This is a genomic window from Ochrobactrum sp. CGA5 (genome assembly GCF_006345815.1).
In the GTDB taxonomy this organism is placed as follows: domain Bacteria; phylum Pseudomonadota; class Alphaproteobacteria; order Rhizobiales; family Rhizobiaceae; genus Brucella.
The window spans coordinates 105416-119100 of the sequence record NZ_VCIG01000004.1; the positions used below are offsets into that span (position 1 = coordinate 105416).

The window sequence follows — 13685 nt, forward strand, 5'->3', positions numbered from 1 at the left end:
TCCAGAAACTGAATTCAGATCAGATTTTCTCGCGCAGATGGAACGATTTCGGGCGCGTGAGATTGCCGTAGCCGATGGGTGAAAGGGCAGCGCCTTTGCCCGTGTCTTTTACGCCTGTCCAGACAAGTGCGGGATCGAGATAATCGCAGCGATTCATGAAAACGGTGCCCGTTTCGATGCGGTCCCCGAGATCAGACGCGTGGTCCGTATCTGCCGTCCAGAGCGAAGCCGTCAGGCCGTAGATACTGTCGTTCATCAGGGCGAGGGCTTCCTCATCGTTGCGCACTTTCATGATACCAACGATGGGGCCGAAGCTCTCTTCACGCATGACGCTCATTTGGTGGTCGACATTGGTGAGCACTTCCGGCGCAATGTAGGGAGAACCTGCGTGATCGTTCTCGACGCTCATATTGACGTGAGCCTTCGCGCCTTTGCGCAAGGCTTCCGCCTTCTGTTCGCGGATGAGATCGGCAAAGCGCGCCTGCGCCATTGGTCCGAGCGTCGTTGAACTATCCAGCGGATTGCCGACCACATACTGCTTCGTCAGGTCGATGAACCCGTCGACGAAGCGGTCATAAACAGATTCGTGGACATAGATACGCTCAATGCCGCAGCAGCACTGGCCGGAGTTGAAGAAGGCACCATCGACCAGATTGGCGACGGCATGATCCAGATTGACATCCGGCAAAACATAGGCCGGGTCTTTGCCACCCAGCTCCAACCCTAGAGTCATGAAGGTGCCTGCGGCAGCCTTTTCGATGGCGCGACCGCCGCCAACCGAGCCGGTGAAATTCACATGATCGATCGCGCCGGACGCAAGCAGCTTCTCTGTCGATGCATGATCCAGGACGATGTTCTGGAAGACCCCCTTGGGCAGCCCGGCCATCTCAAACGCTTTTGCAAAGCGTTCGCCTGCCAGAAGCGTCTGTGTTGCATGTTTGAGGATTACAGAGTTTCCGGCCATGAGGGCCGGGATGATCGTGTTGACAGCCGTGAGATATGGATAGTTCCACGGCGCAATCACCAGAACAACGCCAAGCGGTAAGTGCTTCACATACCGGCGGAAGCCATCTTTTTGCGCTGGCACATAGGGTTTCAGCGCTTCTTCGGCGATGTCGATCATATATTGACCGCGTTCCTGAACACCACCATTTTCGCCGCCGTAGCGCGTTGGACGTCCCATCTGCCATGCGAGTTCAGGGACAATCTCTTCCTGCATCCCGGCAAGAGCATCCAATGCGGCTTGGCAATAGCGTGCGCGCTCGGTGATGTTCAACTGAGCCCAGCCTGATTGCGCATCGCGTGCGGCAGCCACCGCTGAGGCGACTGCAGCTTCGCTTAAAAAAGGACGCTCGGCATAAACCGAGCCGTCTATCGGAGAGATGATTTTGGCCGTGCCGCTCATCTGCGATTTCCTCTGAAGTCTGGCATTGCGTTATTCATTTCGGGATCGGTCACGCGGGTCAATAGCGCTCGAACCCGCGATGCAGTTCCCAGTCGGTTACACGCCGGTCATATTCGATCTGTTCCCAATGGGCGGTGTGGACGTAGTGGTTGACGACAGCTTCCCCGAAAGCCTCTTTGAGGAACGCGGAGTTTTTGAGCGCCTGTGCTGCCTCGCGCAACGTATAGGGGATCTCCTTGAGCTTCACCGCACTATAGGCATCGCCGACGAACGGTTCATCAAGTTCCAACTGTTCATCTATTCCCCGCAGACCCGATGCGATCAGCGCTGCAAAAGCCAGATATGGATTAAGGTCGGCGCCTCCGATGCGGCATTCGATGCGAATACCTTTCGTGCCTTCCCCGCAAAGTCGAAATCCGGCTGTGCGATTATCCTGGCTCCACATGATCTTTGTCGGAGCAAACGTGCCGGCCTGAAAGCGCTTGTAGGAATTGATATAGGGTGCCAGGAAATAGGTGTAGTCAGTGGCGTATTTGAGCTGTCCGGCCACCCATGAACGCATGAGGGGCGTCATGGTATAGGGCGCTTTCGGATCGAAGAAGAGCGGCTCCTTACCGTCGGCGCTCCAGATGGAATTGTGCACGTGGCTTGAGCTTCCAGCCTTGCTGTAATCATATTTGGCCATGAAGGTGATGCATTTGCCGTGTGCCTCGGCAATTTCCTTCATTGCGTTCTTCATGATGACATGGCGGTCTGCCATTTCAAGCGCCTCGGCGTAACGCACATTCAGCTCTTCCTGCCCCGGACCCCATTCGCCCTTGGAGTTTTCGACCGGGATGCCGGCTGCTGCAAGCTGGTTGCGCATTGCGCGTAGAACTGGCTCCTCCTTGGTGGTCAGGTGGATGACATAGTCCTGCACGTAAGGTGAGGCCGTTTCCATACCCTGCCAGTGCTTGGCACGGGCCGTCTTGTAAGTCTCGTCGAACAGATAGAATTCAAGCTCGGACGCAAAGTACGCGCGATAGCCGCGCTCGTGCAGGCGCGCAAGCTGCTTCTTAAGAATAGCACGCGGGGAATGCGCCAGATCCTGATGGTGGTGGTGGTCGAGCACGTCGCAAAGCACGATGGCGGTCTTTTCCAGCCATGTGGCGACACGCAAGGTCGAAAGGTCCGGCTTGATGACAAAATCACCATACCCCTTGTCCCATCCGGCAGCTTCGTAGCCCGGCACGGGCTCCATATCGATATCGTCGGCAAGAAGATAGTTGCAGCCGTGGGTCTCGTCGTAACCAGATTCCACGAAGAACGGTCCGTAGAAGCGCTTGCCGATCAGGCGACCTTGCATGTCGACAAAACATGCGAGAACCGTGTCGATTTCGTCCTCCGCTACTGCCCTTTTCAATGCGTCGAATGTCAGTTGTCCGGCCATTTAATTTGCTGTGCTCCCTCGGAATGAAATGAGAGGCGCCGCGCGAATGCACGGCGCCTTCGTTCGTCAGGTGTAACGGTACGGTGCGCCTGCATCGCGCATGGTCTTCTGGTATTTCTTGAGTATTTCCACCACCTTCGCGTTTCGGGCGCTCTTGGCGGCAATCTCATCCCAGAACTGTTCGGCGGCGTCCTCAATCTGCTTCCATTCCGCTTCCGGAATAGTCGTCAGTTCCAACTTCCCGCCGTTGGTGCGATAGTGAGCTTCACCCCACCAGTACCAGTGCTGGCGGTAGTAATGCGATGAATCCATCGCCAGCTTGAACAGGGTCTTCAAGTGATCCGGCACGGCTTCCCATTTTTCGGTATTTGCGAAATAGGACCCTGCCCAAGCACCGTTGATGTTGTTGGTCAGATAGTACTTGTTGATGTCCGCCCAGCCGACCGTATAGGCTTCGGTAGCACCGCACCATGCAACGCCATCGAGCTCGCCGGTCTGGATTGCAACTTCAATATCCTCCCATGGCAGCGTGACCGGCACGACGCCGAATTTGGTCAGGAAACGCCCGCCAGTCGGGAAGGTGAAGACGCGAAGTCCCTGCAGGTCAGCGACACTGCGGATCGGTTTGGTGGTCACGAAATTGCAAGGGTCCCAGGAACCGGCGCTCAGCCAAGTAACGCCCGGAATTTCCTTATACGCTTCTTCCCAGATCTCATTGAGCCCATACCAGTTGAACAGGGCCGGGACATCAAGGCTGTAGCGTGAAGCGAAGGGGAAATAAGCCCCAAAGACGGCTACGTCGACTGGCGAAGCCATGGAGTCGTCGTCGCTTTGCGCGGCGTCGATTGTGCCGGACTGAACCGCGCGGAAAAGCTCGCCCTGTGGCACGAGCTGGTCGGAAGTATAGAGTTCGATCACCATGTCGCCATTGGCAGCTTTGTTGAAAGCGTCGATAGACGGTTTGATGACATGCTCTGCAAGTGCAGGGCCCGCATAGGTTTGGAGCCGCCACTTGATCGGGCTCTGCGCCCTGACGTAAGGCGTCGCAAGTGTGCTTGCGCCCAGTGCGCCAACGGTTGTAAGCCCGGCTTTTTTGAGAAAATCGCGTTTGTTAAGCTTGCTATTCTCACTCATGCCCATTCTCCCACTCTTGTTTGAGTTCACCCTTTATTTGTTCCGGTCTGGCCCTTCGGGCTTCTTGTCACCGGCTTCTGCGTATTCTCCCGTAACTATCGTCATCGCCCGGTATACCAGTTGGGCAACCACATCGCGATCTGTGGAAAGATCATGAGGATAATGATGGTCAACACCATCAGAAACAGGAACGGAATGATTGAATGATAGATGTCTATCAGCGTTACTTCTTTCGGAGCCAAGGCCCGCATCATGAACAAATTGTACCCGAACGGCGGCGTGATGTATGCGATCTGGCAAGTGATTGTGTAGAGCACGCCAAACCAGATGGCATTGAAACCGAGGCTCTTGACCAATGGTATGTAGAGCGGCGCCACGATGACCAGCATTGCCGTGTCATCAAGGAACATGCCCAATATGATGAACGAGAACAGCATCAGTATCAGGATTGTCCATGGCGATAGATCGAAGGTGTTCAGTAACACGTTTTCAATGGCTTTCACCGCGCCGAGGCCGTCATAGACCGACGAAAAGCAGAGCGCTGCCAGAATGATCCAAAGGAACATGCAGGTAACGGTGAGACTGTTCCGTGTTGTGGTTTCCCAGACAGTTTTGTTGAGACGTCCGGTGAACAGTGCGGCAAGTGTCGCGAGTAGGGCGCCGACGGCTGAGCTTTCGATGAGGCTGGTTACGCCCGTGAGGAACAGGCCCATCATTGCGCCGAAGACCACCAGCGGAAGAATGCCGGCGCGTAGTGCGACGAAACGGTCGCGCCATGTGATCCTGTCCAACTCTTCCTGTGGTAAAGCCGGTCCGAGCTCAGGCCGGATGCGGCAGCGTATATAGATGTAGATTGCAAAGAGTGCGGCCATGAGCAGGCCGGGGCCTATGCCGGCGAGCCAGAGCTGCAAAACTGGTTGCCGTGCAATCATCGCGTAGAGGACGAGCACGACGCTGGGCGGAATGAGGATGCCGAGCGAGCTGCCAGCCTGAATAACGCCTGTCACCATGACCTTGCTGTAACCGCGTTTCAGCAATTCGGGCAGTGCGACGGTAGCGCCGATTGCCATGCCTGCGACGCTTAGACCATTCATGCAGGAAATGATGACCATCAAGCCAATCGTACCCAGCGCCAAACCGCCGCGAATCCCGCCAAACCACACGTGAAACATGCGATAGAGATTGCTGGCGATGCCCGATTCCGAGAGCATGTAACCCATGAAGACAAAGAACGGTACTGTGATAAGCGGATACCAGTTCAACACTGCAAAGGTGGCATTGTAAGGCAGCTCGAACGAGCCTTTGCCCCAGAGCAGGAGTGCGGCGAGCGAGCCGACAAAGCCGATCACGCCGAATACACGCTGCCCGGTCATGAGTAGCACCATCATGGTGGCAAACATGAAGAGCGTTATGAATTCTGAGCTCATATGTGATGCCCCTCCTCAATGGCAGGACCCGCGATGGTACTGATCGGCTTTCCACGCAGGGAGGCCCAGTCCTTGAAGAAATTGGAGACGCATTGGAGGAGCAGCAGAAATATCCCAACCGTCATGATGAGCTTGATCGGCCAGAGAAGTGGCGCCCAAGAGGTATAGTTCTTCTGATTGTAAACGATAGCGTAGTTGGTCGAGGATATGCCGCCGGCGACCATCACACCGAGATAGAAGATGATGAACAGGATTGTGATCATGTCGGTGATCATTTTCCGGCGCGGTGAAAGACGGTCGAAGAAGAGGTCCATTCGCACATGGGCACCTTGCTGCATGGCATAGGCACCGCCCAGCAGATAATAGGCTGAGAGCAGAAACTGGGACATTTCCAGGACCCAGTTGACCGGCACGCCGAAGATAACACGTGAAAGAGTCGAATAAAGAAGGCAGGCGCCGAGCACGAAGATGAGGTACATCGCAAAGCGCCCGACATGGTAATTCACTGCATCAACAGATTTAACGAACAGTCTGATCAGCTTCGGCATTTCCGGCTCCTTCAGGCTTTCTGTTCAGAGTTGTGAGAACCAATTGCTGTCGCAATCTCCTTCAATATCGTGGCGAGCTTTTCGGCCCATTCAGTTTGGGTCCGAGCATCGGTAATCTCATTATTGCGAAGTTCGATCATCGCACAGGGCGCATTGCGCGGGCGGGCGTGTCGCTCCAGCGTGTAGTAGACGCGGTCGGCAGGTGAATAAGGTTCGTTGACGCCGACGTTGAGGTTGGGATCTTTCCGCAGCGCGGCGATTAGCGGTGCACCAATCCGCTCATCTTCATCGTGGATGATCCCGATCTGCCAAGGGCGCCAGATGTCGCGGTAGACGGGGGTAAAGGAATGGATCGTCACCACCCACGAGGGCAGTCCGCGTCGCGCACGATCTGCGATTACGTTTTCGACAGCCGTATGGAACGGACGATGCGAAAGATCGATACGCGCCAGACGTTCCATTGGGTTGAGAGCTTGGTTTCCGGGGACCACGGTTGTCTCGCTGATTTCCGGAATGAGGTCGTGAGCGTCGAGCGGACGATTGCAATCGATCAACAGTCGTGAAAGCTGGCTTTCGACAAGGGGCGCGTCGAGAGACGTGGCGAGATGTCTTGCGACTTCCACTGCACCGGGGTCCCAGGCAATATGGGCTCGCAAGGCATCGGCATTCAGCCCGAGTCCTTCAAACGTCTCGGGAATGAAATTGGATGCATGTTCACAGACAAACAGATAGGGACTCCCCCCATCCTTGTTGAAGACAGAAACAGGCTCACACGAAACCGTGCGATATTCTCGCTCGTCCGTCATTCCGTTGGTTCCCCGCGCTGTAACTTATGTTACGTTTTTTCCAATTATGCGCTATTGCGAATTATTTGATACATCCTATGATTATTTGTCAAACACAATTTCGCCCAAACTCAAAAAGGGCCTGCGGAAACAGAAAGTGTCGTGCCGGTGCATGCAAGCGTTGCAGAACTGATCAATGAGCGGATCGATACGATGCCAGCGGGCGAGCGAAGTGCCGCACAGACGCTGATCGCCAACTATCCGATGCTGGGCCTGAAAACCGTCGCGGAGTTTTCCGGCTTGGCTGGCGTCAGTTCCCCGACAATACTGCGCTTTGTTAACCGGCTCGGGTTCCAGAGCTATCCTGATTTTCAAGCCCGCTTGCAGGATGAACTGGCGGCTCAATTACAGTCACCGCACCATCGCAACAAACAGCCGGGAACCGGGCAAGATACCGCCTATCCGGCGGTGGAACATACACTGGAGAATATACGCGAGAGTTTCCGGCATTTGGGTGCAAAGCAGTTGCGGCAGGCCGTGTCCACTCTAAGTGATGCGAAAGGAAATATCTATCTGATTGGTGGACGCTTCACCGACCCCATCGCACAGTACATGGCCGCGCATATGACTGTCATTCGCCCGCATGTTTTTCATCTGGGCGGGCAAGAGAGCGTGTGGCGTGACCGTCTTCTCGATATGGGAAAGCGTGATGTTCTCGTGGTTTTCGATATTCGCCGTTATCAGGATAGTCTCTTGAAACTGACTGAGAAGGCACGGGCCCGAGGGGTTGAGGTGATCCTAATTACCGACCAGTGGCTTTCGCCGATTGCGCGGGTGGCCCGGCATGTTCTAGCGGGGCGGACAGCCGTACCATCAGCTTGGGATTCGTCAGCAGCGCTCTTTGTGTTGGCGGAAACGGTCATTCGCGAAATGACGAGAATGCTAGAAAAAGGCAGCGCCGCCCGCATTGCGGAACTTGAAGGGCTACGCTGAAAGGTTTTCGGTACGCGCTTTATTCCAGTCCGCAAGCTCGCAAGAATAGTGCCGAGACTTCCTTCTCGATCCGTTCAAGGTCAAGCGGTTCGTCCTCGCCGAGTTCCATCATGTTGCGGACCTGCGCTTCAAAGTCGGCGTAGTGCTGGGTAACGGCCCATATATGCATCTGAAACAGTAGCGGATCGACCGGCTTGATGCGACCGTCGTCCACCCATGACTGGATAAGCTTCACCGCATTATGGGTCGCAGATACATGTTTCTTCCAATGGCGGCTCAGATATGGTGCGCCATTGGCAATTTCAGTGGTGAAAAGGCGTGAAGCCTTCGGATTTTTCTGGCTGTATTCGAGCTTGGCGCGGATATATTGACGGATCACCTTTGCGGGATCATCCTCGGTGCTGGCTCCGAGGAATATGTCTTCCCAGTCTTCGAGGATATAAACAATTATATCCTCGTAAAGCTCTTCCTTGCTCGAAATATAGTAGTGCAGTTGAGGTTTGGTGAGGCCGGCGCGATGCGCAATGCCCTGCGTGGACGCCCCCGCAAGACCTTTCTCGGCAAACTCGTCAATCGCAGCAGCTCGTATTGCGCCAAGAATGCGCCGCCTACGTCCGAGAACCTTGTCCCGTCCGGTCAGTTCGGTGTAGCCATTCTCGTCGCCGTTGCTCATCCATACCTGCCGCGATTGAGGAGGGGTTTATTGGCCCAACTTCTTCTTGATGTCGAGCCCCACGCCCTTGTTTACGAAGGCATTGGTCGCGACCTTGCTCATGTCGAGCTCCTCCTCGCTGACAATTCCTGCCTTGCGGGCGAGTTCGTAGAACGCCTTGACCCGATCCATTGAGATTGCGCCAATGCCCTTTTCAAGCGTGTCGCCACTGTCGATGAGCTGAAGGCTCTTGATGCGCTCCAGTTCCGCATCCAGCGTTTCCTTGCTCATGTCCGGATTGTCTTTCAGAATAAGTTCATATGCTTTGCTACGGTCGCCATAGAGGAAGTTTGTCCAGCCTTCGATAGAAGCGCTGACGAAGCGTTGTACAAGATCAGGGTTCTTTTCTATGAGATCCTGACGGGTTTCGATCGTGTTGCCGTAAGTGCTGTAGCCGTAGTCTGCGAGAAGATAGGTCGTAACCTTCGCGCCTTCCTTTTCAGCGTAGATCGGTTCGGCGGTCGCATAGGCCTGTTGCACGACTTTCTTGTCGTTGAGGAACTGGGCAAGGCTATAGCCATAGGGACGTAACTGTTCGTCCTTGAAACCAAAGTCCTTGACGAGCCATGGCCAGAACGAGAACTGACCATCTTTCGAGATCAGGATCGTTTCGGCATTGGCCAGATCCTTGAAGTCCTTGTATGCCCCTTCATGCGCCATCAACGCCTGCGGATCCTTCTGGTAGAAGGCGGCAACTACCGTCGTCGGCACGCCGTTGGCGACATTATTGAACGATAGAAGCAGGTTGCCTGTCAGCAGGAAGTCGAGACGGCCCGCAGCAAGCATCGGCCGATTGTTGACCTGCGGTCCGCCCATTTCAATTTGCACGTCGAGGCCGTGCTTCTCATAGGTGCCGTCGGCCACAGCCTGATAAAACCCCCCGTGACCGGCTTGCGCCAGCCAGTTGGTGCCGAGCGTCACTTTGTCGAGCGCATAAGCCATTTGTGCGGAAAGGCCCATGGAAAGTGCAGCCAACGCTGCAACCAGTGTCTTTTTCATATTGGTTCCCCTTACTTAATCATTCAAAGCCATGTCGGCAGTCCAGCCGCGCGTTTTGCCCGGATTGAGCAGGCCATATGGGTCGGCCAGCTTCTTGAAGTCGATCTGGACATCGTCGATTTCCTTCATGCCACCATCCTCGATGGTGTAGGCATGGGGATCGTAAATGTCGCAACCGTCAACCTTCTCCAACTCCTTGATCAGGCGGTACATCTCGTCACGGCCTTCAAAGCGGACAAGCGGAAGCGCAAAAATCTGCACTTCGCCTTCAAGGCGGGCCATTTCGTGATGCATATATTGCTTTTCGCCGTAGCGCTCGATCTGGCGTGTCACCACATCGACATCGAAAGGACGCGGATAGGCGACCTGAAGATAGGTCCAGCCTTCCTCTGCTTTCAGCGCCTGCAAGGTTGTGTGGTTCCAACCGCATTCATAAGCGGGCTGCAGTCCGTTTTTATGCAGTTCATCCAGTGTCATGGCGAAGGAAACCTCGCCGGAAAATTCGTTGGCGAGCGCTTCGAAACGAGCCATTTCTTCCGGTGCGATCATGGCAAAAACCGCATCCTTGTCGGATGGGAACAGATCCCCGAACTTCGTGTAAAAGCGTGCAAAACGGCGATCAACCGTGGTTAGAAGATAGCAATCAAGATTGTCTTCCAGGGCCCTGAGACAGAAGTTGAGCGTTGCCTCGTAACTATCGAACAACGCTGCAGTATGTATCCAGTCAGTTGCCTTGGTGAGGCCGATCTCCAATTCCAGAATAATGCCGTTGGTGCCATAGGCATGCTGGACTTTATGAATGTCACGTCCGGTCAATTCAATAATCTTCGGTTCCGGTTCGACAGTCAAAACCTTGACCGAATAGACATTGCCATCATCACGCAGCATGCCATGACGCAGCGAGCCGATGCCGCCTGAACCGCCTGAGAAAAAGCCGCCAATTGTGGCGATGCGGCGGGTCGAAGGATACATCAACAGTTCCTGACCTGTCTCGCGTACGGCATCGTCAAGGCGCGAAATGCGAGCACCGGCTTCAACGCGAACCTTGCCGGTTTCGATAGAAACGATACGGTCGATCTTGGTCATGTCCAGAATGATGCCGCCCTCGAGCGGAACGCACTGACCGTAATTGCCTGTGCCACCGCCACGAACGGTGATAGGAATACGCAATTTTGCGGCGGCCGCCGCTACACGACGAACTTCATCCTGATCTTTCGGGATGACGACGAGGTCGCCGACATAATGGCCGATATCTTCGGTGAGGATCGGGCTGTACCAGAAATAATCGCGTGAACGCAGTTCGACTTGCTTCGGGTCGTCATAGATGCGGATTCCATCGATTTCGGCGCGGAATGCGGCCCAGTCGTAAATGCGCTGCGAAGCGGCAGAATTCATGTGGTTCTCCCGTTGATTGGGCCCGTTGAGTTGGGTTGGGCAATGCCATTGCGCCAGACGGTGCGGCGGGACTGCGGACGACTGATGAGATCGTTCAGGTCTACTGCGTCGTGCCAGACAAAACTGGCCGCGCCACCTGCCTGTGGCTGCTGCAAGCATTTGTTGCCAATAAGGCGGGCGGGCAGAGTGGTGATACTGTCGAGCCAGTCCTGCGGTTCTAAATGGCAGACCGGTGCTGCGAGACGAAGAACAGCGAGCGGGTCATAATCACCATAAGGGTAAAATGCATCGCGGACATTGTCTGAACCGAGCATGACATCCATTCCCGCCTCGCGCGCCTCTTTAAGCGGCGCAACACCGCGTAAGCGCGGAGACTTTCCGCCGATCCTATCTTGCAGATAGAGATTTGTGGTGGGCAGCGAAACGAGTGCCGTGCCTGCATCTGCGGCAGCGCCAAGGATACGCTGCAGTTCGTCCGGTTCGCGCAGCGACAGCGAACAGGCATGACCACACAATACGCGACCACTCATGCTATGGCGTTTGGTTGCCGATACGATAAGCGAAAACCCGTCTGCATCGAAATCCAGACCCTCATCGACATGGAAATCGAGCGTGAGATCATGTCGTACGGCGAGGCGGAACATCTCTTCGATTTTGGCTTCGAGATCGACGTTGCGATAGAAAAATGCACCGAACACGCCGCCATCTTTCGCGACATGGGCGGCGATTTGCGAGCCCACGTCCAGCACGAGATCGCCGTGGACAAGTGCCGCCAACTGAAGGTCGATCCGGCCGTTCCATTCCTCGCGCAATTCGTTCAGAACGGGCCACGCAATGGGGATTTCCGGTGTTGTCCAGTCAACGTGGCTGCGCATTGCGCCGACACCTTGTTCAAACGCAGCCTCAAGACCTTTGCTCGCGCGGGCACGGATATCTTCCGCGCTCCAATTCGTGCGGTCAGTTGACATCAGGTCTATAGCGTCGAAAAGGCAATTCACTCTGGCGCTGCCATTTTCTGCAATACGCTGGATCGTGAACGTCTTGTCGAGGTGAACATGGATATCCGCAAAGAGCGGGGTGACAAGGCCGCCACGCACTGATTGTGTCGGCACAAGAGCGGCAATGCGATCACCTTCGATCTGGATGTCGTAATGTCCGGAAAGTCCGGCTATGGCGACGCCAGTCAGCATGTTAGCGCTCACGACGGATTTCGCTTTCATGCCAGCGCCCGAGGACAAGGCGCGAAAGCCAGCTTGTGATGAGGAAGATTACGATGCCGAGTAGCGACACAAGGAAAAGTGCCGCAAACATACGGGGAATTTCGTTGCGAAAGCTCGATTCCAGAATACGCGAGGCAAGACCTGTGCTCTGACCTGCCGTACCAGCAACGAACTCAGCCACAACTGCACCGATCAGTGACAGGCCGCCAGCGATTTTCAACGCGGCCATGAAATATGGCAATGCACTTGGTGCCAGCAGGTAACGCAGGCGCTGCCATGGAGACGCACGGTAGAGTTTGAACAGATCGCGCAAATTGTGGTCGGCGCTGCGCAATCCAATCACCGTGTTGGAAAGGATCGGGAAGAAGGCCACGATCCAAGCGCAGATCAACAGAGCCGAAAACGTATCGCGCACGTAGATTAGGATGAGCGGTGCAATAGCGATGACCGGCGTGACCTGAAGGATAACGGCAAAGGGAAAGAACGCCATTTCGATCGGACGTGACAGGGCGAAGATCATTCCAAGCAGAACGCCGCCAATGATGGCGCAGGCGAGCGAGATCAACGTCAGCTTGACGGTGAACCACATGGAAGTCATCAGGGATGGACCATCCTTGAAAAGCGTTTCGGCGACCAGCGAGGGGGCGGGGATCAAGTAATGCGGCACCTGATAGTAACGGACGAGGCCTTCCCATAAACCGAGTGCGATGATGATTGCCAGTGTCGGCATGGCGATGCGCAAGGTGCGCTCGCGCCGCGCAAGGCGATCCTGTTCGGAATTGAGAACTGGCAGTTTGTTTTGCATCTGGTTCATTTGCATGTCCTCAGTGATCTATGTCTTCAGAGGAAAGCGTCGCGGTCAGCGCATCGGAAACCTTGGCGCAATATTTCGCATATGCATCTGTCGTGCGGTAATTCTCAGCGCGGGGATAGGACCCGATAATCGGTAGGTCGGCAACCACCCGGCCCGGTCGCGCCGCCATGACGATGACGCGGTTCGACAGATAGACAGACTCGTAAACGCTGTGGGTGACAAAGATCACGGTCAGGCCGTGTTCTTGCCAAAGACGCAGCACATCATTGTTGAGCTTGAAGCGCGTCATTTCATCGAGCGCTGCAAAAGGTTCATCCATCAAGAGAAGACGAGGACGCGTAACCAGCGCGCGGGCGATGGAAACGCGCATTTTCATGCCGCCTGAGAGTTCGCGCGGAAAAGCCTTGGCAAAGCGTGACAAGCCAACCTGTGCAAGAGCTTCTTCAACACGCGGGGTAGCTCCCTTGCGCGAGATACCGGTAAGGCGCAGCGGCAGATAGACATTCTCGAAAACGCTGGCCCAGGGCATCAGAGTCGGCTCCTGAAAAACGAAGCCGATGTCCTGAGCGCCTATAGGCCCCTTGCCGGGAGCATGGCCATTAACGCGAATATCGCCAGCGGAAATCGATTCCAGACCGGCAATCATGCGCAGTGCGGTGCTCTTGCCGCAGCCCGACGGACCAAGGAAGCTGACGAACTGGCCGTGCTCAATCTTGAGCGACATGTCGCTCACGGCCATCACACCAGTACCGTATTGCTTGTAGACGCCGTCTATCTCGATCAGAGAGGGTTGAGTTTGCGAGTTGGGGGCCACGCTCATTTCC

The 13685-nt window shown here is 55.3% G+C and carries 13 protein-coding genes; 1 reads left to right on the forward strand and 12 read right to left on the reverse strand.

Annotated features, from left to right (window positions below; all coding sequences use genetic code 11):
• Positions 1-19: 19 nt before the first annotated feature.
• From FJQ48_RS04375 to FJQ48_RS04400, 6 genes are all read right to left on the reverse strand, one after another.
• Positions 20-1405 carry an aldehyde dehydrogenase family protein gene (locus FJQ48_RS04375; RefSeq protein WP_139973989.1) on the reverse strand — a complete coding sequence of 462 codons (1386 nt, stop codon included), beginning with the start codon at positions 1403-1405 and terminating at the stop codon, positions 20-22.
• Between the two features lie 58 nt (positions 1406-1463).
• Positions 1464-2834, reverse strand: a complete 1371-nt coding sequence (locus FJQ48_RS04380; RefSeq protein WP_139973990.1) for a glutamine synthetase family protein — start codon at positions 2832-2834, stop codon at positions 1464-1466.
• Between the two features lie 66 nt (positions 2835-2900).
• Complete coding sequence (locus FJQ48_RS04385) at positions 2901-3968, reverse strand: TRAP transporter substrate-binding protein (RefSeq protein ID WP_139973991.1); 1068 nt, start codon at positions 3966-3968, stop codon at positions 2901-2903.
• Positions 3969-4069: 101 nt separating this feature from the next.
• Entirely contained in the window at positions 4070-5395 is a 1326-nt protein-coding gene (locus FJQ48_RS04390) for a TRAP transporter large permease subunit (RefSeq protein ID WP_139973992.1), read from the reverse strand.
• Positions 5392-5943, reverse strand: coding sequence for a TRAP transporter small permease subunit (locus FJQ48_RS04395; RefSeq protein WP_139973993.1), 552 nt, complete (start codon positions 5941-5943; stop codon positions 5392-5394). Before FJQ48_RS04395 ends, FJQ48_RS04390 begins: the two co-directional genes overlap by 4 nt.
• An 11-nt stretch (positions 5944-5954) precedes the next feature.
• The gene (locus FJQ48_RS04400; RefSeq protein ID WP_139973994.1) at positions 5955-6749 is read right to left on the reverse strand and encodes an N-formylglutamate amidohydrolase; all 795 of its coding nucleotides are present in this window, start codon (positions 6747-6749) and stop codon (positions 5955-5957) included.
• Between the two features lie 192 nt (positions 6750-6941).
• On the opposite strand from FJQ48_RS04400, the gene FJQ48_RS04405 reads away from it, so the two are divergent.
• On the forward strand, positions 6942-7721 hold the full coding sequence (locus FJQ48_RS04405) for a MurR/RpiR family transcriptional regulator (RefSeq protein WP_247870297.1): 780 nt from the start codon (positions 6942-6944) through the stop codon (positions 7719-7721).
• 19 nt (positions 7722-7740) lie between these two features.
• Here the strand turns inward: FJQ48_RS04405 and FJQ48_RS04410 are convergent, their stop codons facing one another.
• From FJQ48_RS04410 to FJQ48_RS04435, 6 genes are read right to left on the reverse strand one after another with little or no spacing between them, the layout of a single operon-like run.
• Positions 7741-8394, reverse strand: coding sequence for a TetR family transcriptional regulator C-terminal domain-containing protein (locus tag FJQ48_RS04410; protein WP_139973995.1), 654 nt, complete (start codon positions 8392-8394; stop codon positions 7741-7743).
• 27 nt (positions 8395-8421) lie between these two features.
• On the reverse strand, positions 8422-9432 hold the full coding sequence (locus FJQ48_RS04415) for an ABC transporter substrate-binding protein (RefSeq protein ID WP_139973996.1): 1011 nt from the start codon (positions 9430-9432) through the stop codon (positions 8422-8424).
• 15 nt (positions 9433-9447) lie between these two features.
• Positions 9448-10827, reverse strand: coding sequence for an FAD-binding oxidoreductase (locus FJQ48_RS04420; RefSeq protein ID WP_139973997.1), 1380 nt, complete (start codon positions 10825-10827; stop codon positions 9448-9450).
• Positions 10824-12047, reverse strand: coding sequence for an amidohydrolase family protein (locus FJQ48_RS04425; protein ID WP_247870295.1), 1224 nt, complete (start codon positions 12045-12047; stop codon positions 10824-10826). The genes FJQ48_RS04420 and FJQ48_RS04425 overlap by 4 nt, the downstream gene beginning before the upstream one ends.
• Positions 12019-12861, reverse strand: coding sequence for an ABC transporter permease (locus FJQ48_RS04430; protein WP_180350119.1), 843 nt, complete (start codon positions 12859-12861; stop codon positions 12019-12021). Before FJQ48_RS04430 ends, FJQ48_RS04425 begins: the two co-directional genes overlap by 29 nt.
• Before the next feature lie 10 nt (positions 12862-12871).
• A complete protein-coding gene (locus FJQ48_RS04435; RefSeq protein WP_139973998.1) occupies positions 12872-13681 on the reverse strand; it encodes an ABC transporter ATP-binding protein in 810 nt (269 codons plus the stop codon).
• Positions 13682-13685 lie beyond the last annotated feature (4 nt).